The organism is Acetitomaculum ruminis DSM 5522, assembly GCF_900112085.1.
GTDB lineage: Bacteria > Bacillota > Clostridia > Lachnospirales > Lachnospiraceae > Acetitomaculum > Acetitomaculum ruminis.
Window position 1 is genome coordinate 127893 of sequence record NZ_FOJY01000002.1, and the last position, 15782, is coordinate 143674.

The following is a 15782-nucleotide window of genomic DNA, read 5'->3' on the forward strand; positions in this document are numbered from 1 at the left end:
ATAAACCTCCTTAAATAAATCTTTTTCAAACCACTTCCCCGGGTTTTTCGAGCGAAATACGACCTAATCTTCCACTTCTAAAATCGTCTATAATAAGTCTTTCTGCTTTTAAATAATCAGCTTCTCCACCTTTTAGAAGGCATTTTCTGACTAAAGCAATCTCGCTTATTATATCATATTCTTTATTTTTTTCATCAATATTGTATCTATCTGCCAATAATCCTTCATAATTTTCTTTTAAATACATAATAAGATTAACGGCAAGTTCCTCTTTATCTAAAATATCATCGTTAATAGAACCGGTTATACCAAGTTTTATACCAACCTCATTATTATCAAACTTTGGCCAGAGAATACCCGGTGTATCTAGCAATTCCACTGTTTTTGAAAGTTTAATCCATTGTCGGCCTTTTGTAACTCCCGGCTTGTTTCCTGTTTTTGTAGCCGCCTTTTTAGCAAAAGAGTTTATGAAGGTTGATTTTCCTACATTAGGTATACCGGTAACCATTGCTCTTACAGGTCTGTTTTTTATACCTCTTTTTCTGTCTCTTTCGATTTTTGCGGCACAAGCTTTATTCACAGCCTCACTAACCGGTCTGATTCCTTTAGATTGTCTGGAGTCAAGAGAAACAGTTAAAAAACCTTGCTCCTCAAAATATTTTTTCCAAAGCTCATTTATATCATCGTCTGCTAAATCAGATTTATTTAAAAGAACTATTCTTGGTTTATTTGCAGCCAGTTGATCAATATCAGGATTTCGACTGGATAATGGTATTCTGGCATCCACCAGCTCTATAATAAGATCCACCAGTTTCAAATCTTCCTGCATCTGTCTTTTTGCCTTAGCCATATGACCCGGATACCATTGATAATTCATATTTACCTCCTTGAATTTATTATAAAAAACCAAAATGGCTAAAAGGATTTGCTAAAAACCATGCCTTTCCTATAATAAATTTCTTCTTTATGTTTCCATTACTGACATATCTGCTGTCTTCTCCGGAATTTCTATTATCTCCTAGAACAAAATATTCATCTTTACCTACAGTAATTTCTTCATCAGCAATACCTGCATCCTCAATCTGTATATTTGAAAAGTCGTCATCTAGAAGATTATCATTTACATATACACTGCCATTTTTAATTATAACCTTATCTCCAGGAATACCAATAACCCTTCTGATGTAGGTGTGCCCGTTAGTATTTCCATTGGGCAGATAAACTATAATGTCTCCTCTGGCAGGACTTCCTAGAATGTATGCAACCTTGTTTAAAAGTACGGTTTCTCCGTTTTTAATGGTTGGAGACATGGAATCACCAATCTGATGCGTTCTTATTGCAAATCCCATTACCACTCCTATACCAAGTCCGGCAGAAATGATAATACCTAACAACCATATGAAAATTTCTTTAATTATTTTTTTGCTAAATCCCCGTCTTCTCTTATAAAAAGTTAACTCACTCAAATAATTTTCCTCCCGGATAATCTTAAACAGGTTTTAATACGACTATAACCATTCTGTAAATCTTCTACTTAAAAGATATTTTGTCTGCTATTAATATTACATAGCAAAGATAAACAAAAAGTGTTTCAAAACACTTGAATAATTGAAAAAGCATTTTGAAACACTTATACTCTTTGACCAAGCTTTCCCAGTCAATCAGTTCTTATTATTACTGAATAATCTCTTTAACTTTAGCTCTCTTACCAACTCTTCCTCTTAAGTAGTTAAGTTTAGCACGTCTTACTTTACCTCTTCTAACTACTTCAACTTTTTCTACGATCGGAGAATGAAGTGGCCATGTCTTCTCAACACCGATACCTGATGAGAATTTACGAACTGTGAAAGTCTCTCTTGAGCTTCCGCCCTGTTTCTTTAATACGATTCCTTCAAAAACCTGAATTCTTTCACGATTTCCTTCTTTAATCTTAGCATGTACTCTTACAGTATCACCAACATTGAACTGTGGAGCATTTTCTTTAAGCTGTCCGTTTTCGATTTTCTTAATAATTTCGTTCATAATGAACCTCCTTGTATATTGTGATGTTCTTACCATATATATTCATGGCATAGGACCATCTTTTCAGTCTAACAATTTTTGATTATAACATTAAAAAAAGGCTTTGTAAAGTCAATTTCCTTTATCTTTACAATATTCTTCCAACATCTTCTTTTCTTCATCAGTCAGTTCAGCCTTTTCAAGTAAATCAGGGCGCTTTTCATAGGTTCTTATTATGGATTGTCGGCGGCGCCATTTCTCTACTTTTGAATGATCTCCCGATAACAATATATCCGGAACTTTTTTCCCCATCCACTGATATGGCCTTGAATACTGGGGATATTCCAAAAGATTATCAGAAAATGATTCAATATCAGCCGACACATCGTTATTTAACACTCCCGGAATAAGTCTGGAAATAGAATCAATCATTATCATAGCCGGAAGTTCTCCGCCTGTTAAAACATAATCACCAATAGATACTTCATCTGTAACTATATCCTCTATAACTCTTTCGTCTATCCCTTCGTAGTGACCACACAAAAATACTATAGAATCCTCTTTAGAAAAATCTTTAGCCATTTTTTGAGTAAAAGTCTTACCACAGGGAGTAAGATATACAACTCTTTTATTATCAGGTATTTTTTCCTTTACGGCCTGATATGCCTGATAAACGGGTTCTGCCTGCATAAGCATGCCCGCACCTCCGCCATAGGTGTAATCATCTACTTTATGATGCTTATTAAAAGCATAATCTCTGATATTTATTATATCGCATGAAATTATTTCTTTTGAAAGAGCCCTTCCAATTATACTGGTATTTATTATGGTCTCTAACATCTCTGGAAATAATGTCAATACAGCAAATTTCATGATATCTCCTTACAGATCCAATAATCCATCCAAAAGATGAACCTGCATTATATTTTTATGTATATTTACAGAAAGGATGCATTCTTTAATCGCAGGTACCAAGACCTCTTTTTTATTATTCATTTTGACAACATATACATCATTGGCTCCTGTTGCAATGACATCTGTCAGTTCTCCTATTAGTTCATTGTCTTCATTAAGAACCGTCATTCCAATAAGATCTGCCACATAATATTCATCTTCTTCCAAAGGAACTGCATCTTTTCTCTCAACATACAATATTCCCTGTTTAAGCTTTTCGGCCTCTTCAATAGTCACTATCCCATCAAACTTTAACAATACAAGATTTTTAAAAAATCTGACTGAGGTTATTTTATAATTTGTTTTGTTTTGATTAAGCTCAATGTAAACACTTTTTAACTGTTTAAATCTTTTTGGATCGTCTGTGTTGGGATAAACTTTAACCTCTCCCTTTAACCCATGAGTAGTAGTAATTTTTCCAATTCTGATAAAATCTTCCATTTAGTCTCCCATTTTCAAATATGAACAGATTTATAAATTAATACTTTAAAGAATACTAATAGTAAAATACTGCCAAAATATATCCATATCTTGACAGTATATCTTTTATTGTAATATTTCAACAACAACTTTTTTATCATCTTTTGATGCAGCTGCTTTGACAACAGAACGGATAGCTTTTGCAATTCTACCATGTTTTCCGATAACTTTACCCATATCATCTTTAGATACTTGAAGTTCGATAACTGTGGCTCTATCTTTATTTGATTCTGTTACAACTACCTCATCCGGATTGTCAACCAGTGATTTTGCAATTACTTCTACTAAGTCTTTCATTAACTGTCACCTCACTAAGTCTATTTCTCTATTCCGGCGAGTTTAAATATCTTTTCAACTGCCTGAGTTGGTAATGCACCATTGTTAAGCCATTTCTTTGCTAATTCTTCATTAACTGAGAATGCACTTGGATTTCTGGTTGGATCATAAGTTCCAATCTCTTCGATACATTTTCCATCTCTTGGTGTTCTAGCATCAGCTACAACTATTCTATAGAAAGGAGCCTTTTTCTGACCCATTCTTCTTAATCTGATTTTTACTGCCATTAAGTTTCACCTACCTTTTCTTTTATTTAAATATATTTAAAAAGGAAATTTGAATTTTCCTCTTTTACCACCTTTTTGCATGCCATTCATCATCTGTGGCATGTCTTTCATCATCTTTCTAGCCTGATTAAACTGTTTTACAAGCCTGTTTACCTCAGAAATGTCAACACCCGCACCTGCTGCTATCCTTCTTTTTCTACTTACATTCAAGAGATTCGGATCGCTGCGTTCCGCAGGAGTCATAGATAAGATAATAGCTTCTATTCTGTTTAATTTATTATTATCCATAGCTGCTTCTATCTGGGACATCTGGCTACTACCTACCCCCGGAAGCATGCTTAGTATGCTGCTTAATCCACCCATTTTTTTCATTTGATTCATCTGTTCCAAATAATCATCAAAACCAAATGAGGATTTCTTAATCTTTTGTTGAAGCTCTTTAGCTTTTTCCTCGTCAAATTCTGCAGAAACTTTATCGATTAAAGTTAATACATCACCCATTCCAAGGATTCTTGAAGCCATTCTGTCCGGATAAAACTGTTCCAAATCTGATAGCTTTTCACCCATACCAATATATAATATAGGTTTTCCTGTAACTGCTTTAATAGAAAGAGCAGCTCCACCTCTTGTATCACCGTCGAGCTTTGTAAGAATGACACCGTCAATTCCAACTTTTTCATTAAAAGTTCCAGATACATTTACCGCATCCTGACCTGTCATTGCATCAACAACAAGAATGGTCTGATATACATCCACATTCTTTTTGATATCAATAAGCTCATTCATCATGTCTTCATCTACCTGAAGACGGCCTGCTGTATCGATAATAAGAACATTTATATCATTTTTTAAAGCATGCTCCACTGCTGCTTTTGCTATATTCACAGGAGAGTTTTTATCTCCCATTGAAAACACTTCTACTCCCTGCTTCTCTCCATTCACCTGTAACTGCTTTATAGCAGCCGGTCTGTAGACATCACAGGCAGCAAGCAAAACTTTTTTGCCTTTTTGCTTAAATTTACCGGCTAATTTCGCTGCTGTAGTAGTTTTACCGGCACCTTGAAGTCCGGCCATCATAATGATTGTAAGTGCTTTTCCTTCTTTAAGAGCTATCTCAGTAGTATCAGAACCCATGAGTGAAACAAGCTCTTCATTAACTATCTTTATAACCATCTGTCCTGGATTAAGTCCTGTTAAAACATCCTGTCCAACAGCACGTCCCTCAACAGATTTGATAAACTGCTTTACTATTTTGAAACTGACATCTGCCTCTAAAAGAGCCATCTTAACCTCTTTCATGGCTAATTTTACATCAGCTTCCGTAAGGCTTCCTTTACTTCTTAATTTTTTAAAAACGTTTTGAAGTTTTTCTGTAAGATTATCAAAAGCCATTAAAAGTCCTCCAAAATTTCGTTTGCTATATCATCTATTTCTTTAAGATGTGAAAGATCATTACTATCTCTGCAATCTTTTGTAAGTTCCTTTATATTCTCAAGCTTATCTCTGATATGCAAAAATTTTTCCAGAAGATTAAGTTTTTCCTCGTATTCATTGAGTATCTTATCGCATCTTTTTATAAGATCATAAACACCCTGTCTGCTTATGTTCTCATCTGCTGCTATTTCACTCAAGGATAAATCATCTAATATAAATTTTTCGTATATGTCCTTTTGGTGTTGGGTTAATAATTCACCATAAAAGTCATATAAAAGAGACTTTCTTACTCTTTCTTCAATTTCTTCTTTCATTCTTCATACCCAAGCCCAATATAATTCTAAACCTTTGCTATAATACAATATATCTTCTTGTCTGTCAAGGTTTTTTTCTTTACACTTTTTTCTTAACTTACTCTTATTTTTTTCTTAATATATATGTGGTATTTTGACTTTAAAATCAGATGTTGTTATACTATAACTAATAAATAAAAATCAGGAAGTTTATTTATAAATATTCAGGAGGATAACATGAAAATAATTCATTCAAAAAAGAGCATAATCACTGGTATTTCAATAGCGATTATTATGTCTTTTTTTCTACTGTTTAATGTAGACTTTTTTTTTGCAAGCAAAAATCCTTATTCATTGATTTTGCTAATCTCATTGTTTTTAGTGACAATTCTGACAGGTCTATTAATCTCGTTTAAGATAGATTTTAAAAAAGATAAAAATACCAATATTGTTAATTCTGTTTTTTTCGTAATTTTACCTATTGCTTCCATGCAAATGATTGAAGCTTTAAACAATGTGTTTATTTACGATTTTTCTCCACGCTCTTTTATAGGAAATTATGTGGTATATCTTTTGTTTTATTTCTTATTATTTATATTAACCTCAAGCTTTAAAATCAGTATCTTAATCTTAAATCCGTTGTTTTTAATCTTCGGTCTGATTAATTATTTTGTTGAAATGTTTAGAGGTAGCCCTTTTGTACCAATGGACATTTTAAGTTTAACTACCGCAAAAAGTGTAGCCGGAACCTATACCTATACACTTTCCATTAATATAATTGTGGCATTTATTCTTTTTATATTTTTAATGGCAGCAGGAATCAAAATTAACTCTCCTGTTCTTTCATTAAAACCTAAATTTTTTGCCAAGGGTTTTGCCTTGTTTTTCATTGTAACTGTATTAGGCGTATTTTATGGAACAAATACCATAGCAAATTTGGGAATAAAACCTGATTTTTGGAATCAACTCAGAGGATATCAGAATTCCGGTGCTTTGCTTAATTTTTGTATTAATACGAAATATCTTTTTGTTACCAAACCATCCGGATATAATTCTGATGAAATAGAAAATATTGTAACTGATAGTATTGATTCATCTGATGACCTTAGTATTTTAGATTCTTCACAAAAGACAAATGATACTACCCAAACAGACAATACTGAAAACAATAATCAGCAAACCAAAGCTGATAATTATGATAATAATCAGATAATTGTAAATAAATACGAGAAAAAAAATAACAATCAAACAACAAATCTTGCCAAATGTAGCATTGCAGGTGGGATAAAAAATACAGCATTAGATGCCTTTTCAAAAGATAAACTTGATAAGGGTAGCACTTCTACCAATGAACCCTCTGATGAAATATCAGCAGATAATTCAGATAATTATAATACTGCTACTGCAAAACCTGATGTAACATCCAACCCCTTAAACAGTTTTGAAAGCAAAATTGACAGTGCTTCCGTTACAAATCCTAATATTATCTGTATTATGAACGAGTCATTATCTGACCTTTCAGTTTTAGGGGATTTTACAACAAACGAAGATTATATGCCTTTTATTCATTCACTGGAAAAAAATACCATTAAAGGAAACTTATATGTTCCTGTCAATGGTGCCGGAACAAGTAATACTGAATATGAATTTTTAACCGGAAACAGTATTTCTTTCCTGCCTGCCGGTTGTAATGTATATCAGTCATATATAAAATCAGAAACCTCAAGTCTTGTTTCCACTTTGGAAGCTCAAGGGTATTCTTCCACTGCTTTTCATCCATATTATGCTTCCGGATGGAATCGTGATAAAGTTTATCCTTATATGGGATTTGACAATTTTATAAGTATTGAAAGCATTATTGATAACTCAATCTTGGAATCCTATGAAAAAAGTAATTATAATATTTTTCTTTTCCAAAATATGCTTTCAAGGCATTATCCCGGTGAAGACATTCTGTTAAGACGTTATGTTAGTGACAGTTATGATTTTCAGCTTATTGAGGATTATTACAATAACAGAGATACCTCAAAACCATTTTTCCTTTTTAACGTGACAATGCAAAACCACGGTGGCTATGCCATGACATATTCAAATTTTATACAAAAAATACAAATTACTTCTTCAAACAATGAATATGCTTTGGCAAACCAATATCTTTCTCTTGTAAAAGAATCAGATACCGCCTTTAAAGAATTGCTAACTTATTTTTCAAATATTAATGAACCAACTATTATTTGTATGTTTGGAGACCACCAGCCTTATATTGAAGATACCTTCCTTGAGGAATTATTGGGAAATTCTCTTGATTCCTTATCAAACGAACAGTTACAAAGCCGTTATATTACCCCATTTATTATATGGGCAAATTACGATATTCCGGAAGCAACTATTGATAAAATAAGTTCAAATTATCTGTCAACTCTTTTACTTCAAATATCTGGTGTGAAGATGACTGAGTACAACCAATATGTTGCCAGTTTATACAGCAAACTTCCGGTTATTGATACTGTTGGTTATATAGATGCGAATAATAATTATTATTCATATGATGACAAAACAGATTACAAAGATATACTTTTAAATTACAAAAAAGTTCAATATAACGGTATGTTTGATGAGGATAATAAAAAGAAATCTATTTTTTATTTAAATAACAAGTAAGAAAATGCCGGAGTTTATAATATACAACTCCGGCTTATTTTATATCTTTTTATTCTTTATCCATAAAAGTTTTGAGTATAATAAACATAGTAGTTACTATTGCTTTCATACGCAATTCCAACTCCTAAATATTTCAGGCCTTCCCTTAAAAGATTTTTTCTATGTCCCGATGACTGTATCCAGCTATCCATCACAGAAGCCGAATTAGTAAAGCCTGCTGCAAGATTTTCTGCCGCAACATAGTATTTTATTCCTTGAGCATCCATTCTCTGGAAGGGATCTTTTCCATCTTTATTGTAATGGCTAAAATAATTTTTCTGTGCCATATCTTTACTATGAAGTCTTGCTGCTTTTGCAGCTCTTGTTGACCATTTTAGTTCGTTGAGATTATATAAGCTTCTAAAAGCATTTGTTATATCTAACACTTCTTTTTCCATGGCACTCATTTCTTTAGTGGAATATCCATAACAGAATTGTACAGAATTGGCCTTTATCTCAATTCCATAGGATTTGCTTGAATTGTTGGAATCAAGAAGTATTTCTCCTGTATAACCATTTCCATTAAAATACAATTTAGAATATTTCTTACCAAATATGTAATTTCCGTAGCTGAAATATCTAGATATAGTATAAATATAAACTACCCTGGAATTATTCACTCCCACCATCAAAAATCTGGAGGGTTCAGAATTATAAACATACATTAAAAATCCGGCATTAACAGGATCTATCCTGTTTGGATTTCCAAATTTAGATTTCAAGGTGTTTACAGAATGTCCTATACACAGTCTTTTTCCTCTAAACCTGAATTCATTTGTTGTTGTAGTAATAGTTTTTACACTTGAAAAATTACCATATATCTTCTTTTTGGCTGAAGATAACTTATACGCCCTTATTTTATAATAATAAGATGTATTTTCTTTTAATTTAGTATTGGTATAGTATATGCTGCTAACCGTAGCTATTTTCTTAAAACTTCCACTTTTTTTGTTACTTCTGAATACTTCATACCCTTTAGCACCTGATACCTTCTTCCATTTAAGGTATGCAGTAGTTTTAGTGGAATTCGTAGTATCTTTAAAGGTCACTTTTCCAAGTTTACTAACACTTGCAGCCTGAGTTTCTAATGTAAAAGAAAGAATCCTATTATTCGACGATAAACTACTTCCCAGAATAATAAAAAACAAAACAAGCAAATAAATTTCCAATCTTTTTTTCATAACATCATCTCCATGTAATTATTTCACATAAATGTACTATGCTTTTTGATATTATCAGTATCTTTTAAGCTTTGCTTTTATTATAAATTATAATACTTTTTTCTGCCATATTCTTTCTTATAATTTTTTTGCATAATTTAAGCAGGATATTACTACCCTGCTTATGAAATTTATATTTAATTTATTTTGCTTTGACAGGATATAAAATCCTAATCCTTAAGGCTTTGATTGTAAGGTCTGGTTAAATTACAGTTTCTTCAAGCTTTGGTTTGTAACCGGCATTCTTTAAAGCGTCCATTATCTGTGCCTTATGAGTACTTCCAAATGCTTCCATAGTAATTGTAAGTTTAACTGCTGCATTTCTATTAATAGAAACAAACTGATTATGCTCAAGCTTAATAACATTTCCCTGAACTTCAGCAATGGTAGAGGCAACTTTTGATAATTCTCCCGGCTTATCCGGCAAAAGAACAGATACTGTGAAAATTCTATCCCTAAGGATAAGACCATGGGAAATAGAGGATGACATGGTAATAATATCCATATTTCCACCACTTAAAATAGATACAACTTTTTTGCCTTTTACATCTAAGTGTTTCAAAGCTGCTACTGTAAGAAGTCCTGAATTTTCAACAATCATTTTATGATTCTCAACCATATCAAGGAAAGTTACAATAAGCTCACTGTCATCTACGGTAATAATCTCATCAATATTATTTTGAATATATTCAAATATTTTACTTCCCGGAGTTTTAACAGCAGTACCATCTGCAATAGTATTTACCCCCGGAAGGGTAACAGGTTTTCCTGCCTCCAGAGATGCTTTCATACAGGCTGCCCCTTCAGGCTCAACTCCAATAACCTTGATATTTGGATTTAACAGTTTTGCAAGGGTAGAAACACCTGTAGCAAGTCCGCCACCACCAATAGGTACCAAAATATATTCTACAAGAGGAAGCTCCTGGAAAATCTCCATGGCAATAGTCCCCTGTCCTGTAGCTACCCCAAGGTCATCAAAAGGATGAATAAATGTGTATCCCTCTTCTGCTGCCAGTTCGAGTGCCTTGTCACAGGCCTCGTCGTACACATCTCCATATAATACCACCTCAGCTCCATAGCTTTTTGTTCTGTTTACTTTAATAAGAGGTGTGGTAGTAGGCATAACAATAACGGCCTTTACACCATAAGCCTTTGCTGCATAGGCAACTCCCTGTGCATGATTTCCTGCTGAAGCTGTAATAAGCCCCTTTTGTCTTTCTTCTTCTGTAAGAGTAGAAATCTTATAATATGCACCTCTAACCTTGTAGGCACCGGTTCTTTGCATATTCTCCGGTTTCAAATATACCTCATTTCCAGTCTGATCACTGAAATAATCACTGTAAACAAGCTTAGTCTCTAAAGTAACTTTCTTTACTGCTTTTGAAGCTTCTTCAAATTCTTTCAAAGTCAACATATCAAAACCTTCTTTTCATTTAATAATTCATCGATTTATTAATTTAACATTTTAATTAATAAAAGTATATTAATGACTATCTTACTCTTTTTTGTTTTATTTTGCCATATAAAATTTACACTTTATTGCATTTTAACGAAAATAATTAATATTTATTAATCTTTTTCTACATCAAACAAAGCATTTACAAATGAATTTGAATCAAATTTCTGAAGATCGTCTATGCTTTCCCCTACACCTATATATTTTACAGGAATACCTAATTCCTTTTGAATAGCTACTGCAATTCCACCTTTAGCAGTACCGTCAAGCTTTGTAAGAATAATTCCTGTTAGATTTGTTACTTCTTTAAACTGTTTTGCCTGAGACAAGGCATTTTGACCAGTTGTTCCGTCAAGAACTACCAGATTTTCCCTATATGCATCCGGATATTCTTTTTGAATAATTCTGTCAATTTTTTTCAATTCTTCCATAAGGTTCTTCTTATTGTGAAGTCTTCCTGCTGTATCGCAAAGCAAAACATCTGCCTTTCTAGCCTTTGCTGCTGCAACTGCATCATAAATTACAGAAGCCGGATCTGCGCCTTCCTGACCTTTTATTATTTCTACGCCAGCTCTGTCAGCCCACTCCGTAAGCTGCTCTGTTGCGGCTGCCCTGAAGGTATCCGCTGCAGCTAAAATAACCTTTTTGTTTTTTTCTTTAAGTTTTCCAGCCAGCTTACCAACAGATGTGGTCTTTCCAACACCATTGACACCAATTACCAAAACTACTGATTGTTTGTGTTCGAATTCATAATCTGTTTCTCCAACATCCATTTGTTCTTTAATGCTGTCAATTAATATCTCTTTGCATTGTGAAGGTTCCTTGATATGTCTTTCCTTAACTTTTTCTTTGAGATCTTCTATAATGGCTGTGGTAGCATTAATTCCAATATCTCCCATAATAAGAATTTCTTCTATCTCTTCATAAAAATCATCATCAATATTTGAAAAACCACTGAAAATATTATCAAAACCTGCTACAATATTGTCTCTTGTCTTTGACAAGCCTGCCACAAGTCTTTTAAAAAATCCCTTTTTTTCTCCTTCTGAACCCATTTTTTTCCTCCTTAAGTCTCATTTTGAAGTTCTTCTTCTATCAAATTAACAGAAACAAGTGTAGATACACCTTTTTCCTGCATTGTTATACCATAAAGCCTGTCAGCCGACGCCATAGTGCCTCGTCTATGGGTTATTACTATAAACTGCGTGTTATCAGACAGTTTATGAAGATAGGAAGCATATCTGTCAACGTTTGAATCATCCAATGCTGCTTCTATCTCATCTAAAAGACAAAACGGTGAAGGTTTAAGATTTTGTATTGCAAATAACAAAGCTATAGCAGATAAAGCCTTTTCTCCACCGGAAAGCTGCATCATATTTGATAATTTTTTTCCAGGTGGCTGTACAGAAATCTGAATTCCACTTTCTATAATATCATCATCGGACATTATTTCAAGGGTACCCCTTCCTCCGGCAAACAATTTTTTAAATACTCTGTCAAATTCATCATTTATTTTTTTAAAATTTTCAGCAAACTGCTTTCTCATTCCTGCTTCAAGTTTGGAAATAACCTGTAAAAGCTCATTCTTTCCATCTATAAGGTCATTCTGCTGAGTTTTTAAAAAATCATATCTTTCGTGGATTTCCTTATATTCTTCAATTGCATTTACATTTACTTCTCCTAAAGCTTTTATTTTTTGCTTTATGTCCCCAAGAAGATTTTTAAGAACATTACTGTCCTCATAATTATTATCTTTAAATTCTAATGCGCTGTGATAAGTAAGCTGATACTCCTCCCAGATGTAGTTTGCAGTATCCTGCATTTTAATATTAAGATTTTCTTTTCTGTTATTTAACCTGAGTATTTCTTTATCCAGTCTATTCATATCCAAAGATAAGGATTCCCTGTTTTCAAAAAACTCATCGTTTTGAGAAGTTACCTGATGTTTGTTTTCTTCAAGTTCTTTAGCCCTTGCTATAAGTTCTTCTTTCTTATTTTCATTTTCTTTTATTATATTTTCGTATTCTTCTATTTCTTTGAGTTTTTCTTTGTAATTTTCTTCGTAAAGACTGGTATTACTTTCAAAAGACTCAATATCTGCCTTTAAATCCTGAATTTCTTTTTCTACACGAGATAGATTTTCGGCAGCGTTTTCCTCTTTTTCCATTAATGAAAAATACTTGATATTATTTTTTGAAAAAGAATTATTTAAACTGTCAAGCTTCTTTTTCTTTTCTTCAAAGTTTATTTCAAGCTCATCATTTTTCTGTCTTAAATCCTTGATTTTGTTTGAAAATTCTTCCATTTTAATATTTAAGGAATCACTTTCTTTGTTGTATTTTTCTACTAAAGATTCTATCTCTTCCATATCACTTTGGCGTTTTAATGCCATTTTTTCCATATCCTCTTTACGCTTTATTGCAGCATCAAGGTTAATCTTTGTAGTATTTAAATTCAAGTTTAAACTATGGTATTTTTCATTATTTTTCAGAAGATTGTATTTAATATCTTCCTTTTCCTTGTTAAATGTTTCTATTTCATCATAAATGCCTTTAATTTTATCTTTGACCAAAAGTACTTTATCTTTTAATTCTCCAATTTCTCTTTTCCTACTAAGAAGATTAGAGTTATTTTTATAGGCTCCTCCTGTAAGTGAACCTCCAACACTTAAAAGATCACCCTCTAAAGTAACAATTTTAATGGAGTGGGAGTATTTTTTTGAAACAACAGTAGCATTATCTATGTTGTCCACAACCAGACATTTACCCAAAAGGTACTCAACTACACCTTTGTATTCTTCATTAAAATTCACCAGTGAACCGGCATATCCTAATACACCTTTTTCGTTTAATACATCAGTGTTTTTGTTTATTTTTTTATTTTTATAATACTCTAAAGGTAAAAATGTTACTCTTCCGTATTTATTTTTCTTTAAAAATGCAATCATTGATTTAGCCGTAGCTTCATCTTTTGTAAGAATATTTCTTAAATTCCCTCCCAAAGCTGTTTCAATGGCTAATTCATACTTTTGATTTGCACTTATAATATCGGCAATAACTCCTAAGATTCCCGGATTATAACTTTTTTGCTCCATGACTTTTTTAACGCCCTCGGAGTAACCTTCGTATTTCTCGCTGACATTTTTTAAAAAATCATATCTTGCTTTTATTTTATGAAAATCCTGATTTAAAAGATCTATTTCTTCTCTTTTCTTATTGGTTTTTATTTTAATGTCATCATTTTTTTTATTAAGTTGATTTACAAGACTTTGCAAATCTTCTATTTCTTTTGATATTTCTTCTTTTTTATTTTCTAAAAGACTAATCTCGCTGATGGCATTTTCTTTGTCGTTAATAATGCCTTCATTGCCTTTTTCAAGCTCTGTCTGACGTTTTTTCTCAGAGTCCAACAAAGTCTCAATCCTTTGCAATTCGACTCTAATATCCCCCATTTTGCTAAGATAATCCAAAACTTCTTGTTTATTGGAGCCTATCTTATCTGAAAGTTTCTTATTTTCCTCTTCTAAAACCGCTACTTCCTTATCAAAATTTTCCTTTTTCTTCAAGACAATAGCAAGTTCTTCTTTGGTATCTTCGTATATTTTCCGGTATTCTGAAAGATTTTTTTCTTTTTGTAATATTTTCGAATCAATATCTTCTTTTTGGTTTTTTGAAGATGATATTTTTTCCATTAGGGTATTTAACTGTTCTTTAAATACCTTGATTTCGCCTTCTTTTTTTTCTTTCTCAAGGTCGTAATTTTTTATCGCTTCCTGGTTAAAAGAAATCTCTTCCTCTGTTTTTTCCAATTCTTTTTTCAACTCTTCATACTTTATTTTCAAAGAGTCATAAGCATCTTTTGCCTGGTTATAATCATTAGTTGTAATATCGAGATTTTTTTCTATAGCTCCAATTTGATTTTTTAACTGTTCCTCATCCAATAAAAACAAATTTATGTCATATTTTTTCTGTTCTTCTTTTAGAGCAAGAAATTCTCTGGCTTTTACAGACTGTTTTTCCAAAGGAATGACCTGTTTTTCAAGTTCAGAGACAATATCATTTATTCTTTCGAGATTTGCTTCTTCATCAGCCAGTTCTTTTAAAGCTTCAGTTTTTCTACGCTTAAACTTTACAATACCTGCTGCCTCATCAAATAATTCTCGTCTGTCTTCAGGACGTCCGTTGATGATTTTTTCAATTTGTCCCTGACCAATAATGGAATATCCTTCTTTTCCTATTCCGGTATCATAAAAAAGCTCATTTACATCCTTAAGCCTGCAATGCGCCTTATTAATCATATATTCACTTTCTCCGGAACGATATACTCTTCTTGACACCGTAACCTCGGAATAATCCGTTTGAAGGACATGATCTGAATTATCAAAGGTAATGGCAACATAGGCAAATCCAACCGGTTTTCTGTTTTCTGTTCCTGCAAAGATGACATCCTGCATGGATGCACCTCTAAGCTGTTTTGCGCTCTGTTCTCCCAGAACCCATCTGACAGCATCAGCAACATTACTTTTACCACTTCCATTTGGGCCGACTATAGCTGTGATACCCTCATGGAAATCAAAATGAAGTTTTGTCGCAAAGGATTTAAATCCCTGTACCTCTATACTTTTTAAATACATATAAACCTCAATTTTCTAAATATTATACACGTTTTCTGACGCAAAGAA

At 32.6% G+C, this 15782-nt stretch carries 14 protein-coding genes; 1 reads left to right on the plus strand and 13 read right to left on the minus strand.

All coding sequences use genetic code 11. The annotated features are described in order from the left end of the window. Window positions 1-25: 25 nt before the first annotated feature. The 9 genes from ylqF to ylxM all read right to left on the minus strand — a co-directional run bounded on the left by ylqF (window position 26) and on the right by ylxM (window position 5734). Window positions 26-877, minus strand: coding sequence for a ribosome biogenesis GTPase YlqF (gene ylqF / locus BM153_RS01740; protein ID WP_092870131.1), 852 nt, complete (start codon window positions 875-877; stop codon window positions 26-28). A 19-nt stretch (window positions 878-896) separates the two neighbouring features. Then, the gene (gene lepB / locus BM153_RS01745; RefSeq protein ID WP_092870133.1) at window positions 897-1466 is read right to left on the minus strand and encodes a signal peptidase I; all 570 of its coding nucleotides are present in this window, start codon (window positions 1464-1466) and stop codon (window positions 897-899) included. A 208-nt stretch (window positions 1467-1674) separates the two neighbouring features. Next, complete coding sequence (rplS, locus tag BM153_RS01750) at window positions 1675-2022, minus strand: 50S ribosomal protein L19 (RefSeq protein WP_092870135.1); 348 nt, start codon at window positions 2020-2022, stop codon at window positions 1675-1677. Between the two features lie 111 nt (window positions 2023-2133). After that, complete coding sequence (gene trmD / locus BM153_RS01755) at window positions 2134-2874, minus strand: tRNA (guanosine(37)-N1)-methyltransferase TrmD (RefSeq protein ID WP_092870137.1); 741 nt, start codon at window positions 2872-2874, stop codon at window positions 2134-2136. 9 nt (window positions 2875-2883) lie between these two features. Then, window positions 2884-3396 (minus strand): ribosome maturation factor RimM, encoded by a 513-nt coding sequence (rimM, locus tag BM153_RS01760; protein ID WP_092870139.1) that lies wholly within the window; start codon window positions 3394-3396, stop codon window positions 2884-2886. A gap of 105 nt (window positions 3397-3501) precedes the next feature. Further along, on the minus strand, window positions 3502-3732 hold the full coding sequence (locus BM153_RS01765; RefSeq protein ID WP_092870141.1) for a KH domain-containing protein: 231 nt from the start codon (window positions 3730-3732) through the stop codon (window positions 3502-3504). Window positions 3733-3752: 20 nt separating this feature from the next. Next, window positions 3753-3998, minus strand: a complete 246-nt coding sequence (gene rpsP, locus BM153_RS01770) for a 30S ribosomal protein S16 (protein ID WP_092870143.1) — start codon at window positions 3996-3998, stop codon at window positions 3753-3755. Between the two features lie 36 nt (window positions 3999-4034). Further along, the gene (gene ffh, locus BM153_RS01775; RefSeq protein ID WP_092870145.1) at window positions 4035-5390 is read right to left on the minus strand and encodes a signal recognition particle protein; all 1356 of its coding nucleotides are present in this window, start codon (window positions 5388-5390) and stop codon (window positions 4035-4037) included. After that, window positions 5390-5734 carry a YlxM family DNA-binding protein gene (gene ylxM, locus BM153_RS01780; RefSeq protein ID WP_177205539.1) on the minus strand — a complete coding sequence of 115 codons (345 nt, stop codon included), beginning with the start codon at window positions 5732-5734 and terminating at the stop codon, window positions 5390-5392. Before ylxM ends, ffh begins: the two co-directional genes overlap by 1 nt. A gap of 228 nt (window positions 5735-5962) precedes the next feature. On the opposite strand from ylxM, the gene BM153_RS01785 reads away from it, so the two are divergent. Next, window positions 5963-8386 carry an LTA synthase family protein gene (locus BM153_RS01785; protein ID WP_092870149.1) on the plus strand — a complete coding sequence of 808 codons (2424 nt, stop codon included), beginning with the start codon at window positions 5963-5965 and terminating at the stop codon, window positions 8384-8386. Between the two features lie 56 nt (window positions 8387-8442). Here the strand turns inward: BM153_RS01785 and BM153_RS01790 are convergent, their stop codons facing one another. From BM153_RS01790 to smc, 4 genes are all read right to left on the minus strand, one after another. Beyond that, window positions 8443-9606, minus strand: coding sequence for a CAP domain-containing protein (locus BM153_RS01790; protein ID WP_092870151.1), 1164 nt, complete (start codon window positions 9604-9606; stop codon window positions 8443-8445). A gap of 241 nt (window positions 9607-9847) precedes the next feature. Continuing rightward, complete coding sequence (ilvA, locus tag BM153_RS01795; protein WP_092870153.1) at window positions 9848-11059, minus strand: threonine ammonia-lyase; 1212 nt, start codon at window positions 11057-11059, stop codon at window positions 9848-9850. A 155-nt stretch (window positions 11060-11214) separates the two neighbouring features. Continuing rightward, window positions 11215-12156: a signal recognition particle-docking protein FtsY gene (gene ftsY / locus BM153_RS01800; RefSeq protein ID WP_092870155.1), complete on the minus strand. Its 942-nt coding sequence runs from the start codon at window positions 12154-12156 to the stop codon at window positions 11215-11217. Window positions 12157-12167: 11 nt separating this feature from the next. Further along, a complete protein-coding gene (gene smc, locus BM153_RS01805; protein WP_092870157.1) occupies window positions 12168-15734 on the minus strand; it encodes a chromosome segregation protein SMC in 3567 nt (1188 codons plus the stop codon). Window positions 15735-15782 lie beyond the last annotated feature (48 nt).

What these genes read in the sequence shown, in the direction of transcription:
- ylqF (WP_092870131.1), bottom strand. Translation starts at nt 877, where the DNA reads ATGAATTATCAATGGTATCCGGGTCATATGGCTAAGGCAAAAAGACAG.
- rplS (WP_092870135.1), bottom strand. Translation starts at nt 2,022, where the DNA reads ATGAACGAAATTATTAAGAAAATCGAAAACGGACAGCTTAAAGAAAAT.
- trmD (WP_092870137.1), bottom strand. Translation starts at nt 2,874, where the DNA reads ATGAAATTTGCTGTATTGACATTATTTCCAGAGATGTTAGAGACCATA.
- rimM (WP_092870139.1), bottom strand. Translation starts at nt 3,396, where the DNA reads ATGGAAGATTTTATCAGAATTGGAAAAATTACTACTACTCATGGGTTA.
- BM153_RS01765 (WP_092870141.1), bottom strand. Translation starts at nt 3,732, where the DNA reads ATGAAAGACTTAGTAGAAGTAATTGCAAAATCACTGGTTGACAATCCG.
- rpsP (WP_092870143.1), bottom strand. Translation starts at nt 3,998, where the DNA reads ATGGCAGTAAAAATCAGATTAAGAAGAATGGGTCAGAAAAAGGCTCCT.
- ffh (WP_092870145.1), bottom strand. Translation starts at nt 5,390, where the DNA reads ATGGCTTTTGATAATCTTACAGAAAAACTTCAAAACGTTTTTAAAAAA.
- BM153_RS01785 (WP_092870149.1), top strand. Translation starts at nt 5,963, where the DNA reads ATGAAAATAATTCATTCAAAAAAGAGCATAATCACTGGTATTTCAATA.
- BM153_RS01790 (WP_092870151.1), bottom strand. Translation starts at nt 9,606, where the DNA reads ATGAAAAAAAGATTGGAAATTTATTTGCTTGTTTTGTTTTTTATTATT.
- ilvA (WP_092870153.1), bottom strand. Translation starts at nt 11,059, where the DNA reads ATGTTGACTTTGAAAGAATTTGAAGAAGCTTCAAAAGCAGTAAAGAAA.
- ftsY (WP_092870155.1), bottom strand. Translation starts at nt 12,156, where the DNA reads ATGGGTTCAGAAGGAGAAAAAAAGGGATTTTTTAAAAGACTTGTGGCA.
- smc (WP_092870157.1), bottom strand. Translation starts at nt 15,734, where the DNA reads ATGTATTTAAAAAGTATAGAGGTACAGGGATTTAAATCCTTTGCGACA.